Genomic DNA, 772 nt, shown 5'->3' with positions numbered 1-772 from the left:
AGGCGATGTATCAGGCCAAGGCCGCAAGACGAGCCTGGGCGCAGAACATTCCTTTCGCGCTGTACCCGCTTGAGATGGACGTGATGACGGGAGAGTGGAAACCTGCGGCTCCTTCTTCCCCCCAATCAACCAGGTAACGCCCCAGGACCGTTCCTTTCATCGCCTGGCCAGCTGTCTTCTCCAGCTGTGGGACGCTTCAGGATGGTTCGGTACTCACTCTGCTGCACCAGAAAGCGAGCGTTCGATGCACGACGTCCGTGTATGCCTCCACACCCATGGGTTTGGTGATGTAGTCCGTGGCCCCCGCTAGCAGGCAATTGTGCACGTCCGCCTCGGCTCCCGAGCCGCTGAAGACCAGCACCGGCAGCTCCCGGAACGCCTCGTCCTGCCGCAGGACGGTCAGGACTTCCACGGCGTCCATGCGGGGCGTGTGTCCATCCAGCAGAACGACGTGCGGTCGGGGAACCCGTTCATACGGCGCCTGACGGTGCAGGAACGCCAGGGCATCCACGCCGTCCGTGACGACGTGCAGCGTCACGTGAGGGTGGAAGTCTTCCAGGACGTCTTCCATCAGCAACACATCGGACGGGCTGTCTTCCACCATCAGGACGTGGAACATCGCGGTTCACCCCCGGGCTGGGTGTGACGGTCAGGGCGAGACGGGAAACTGCTTACTGGTCGAACCTGCCTTCCGGCAAGCATTTCCCTCACCAGGAAGGTCTGGACGGGGTAGTCCGCTTCTCTGAAGCTGCACGGGGCACCCCTGAGCATG

General features: G+C 62.7%; 1 protein-coding gene. It reads right to left on the bottom strand.

Annotated elements, in window-relative coordinates:
• Window positions 1-196 precede the first annotated feature (196 nt).
• Window positions 197-619: a response regulator gene (locus IEY49_RS21235; protein ID WP_189012392.1), complete on the bottom strand. Its 423-nt coding sequence runs from the start codon at window positions 617-619 to the stop codon at window positions 197-199.
• Window positions 620-772 lie beyond the last annotated feature (153 nt).

This window comes from Deinococcus malanensis (assembly GCF_014647655.1).
GTDB classification, from domain to species: Bacteria; Deinococcota; Deinococci; order Deinococcales; family Deinococcaceae; genus Deinococcus; species Deinococcus malanensis.
This window is presented reverse-complemented; position numbering and strand designations above follow the sequence as displayed.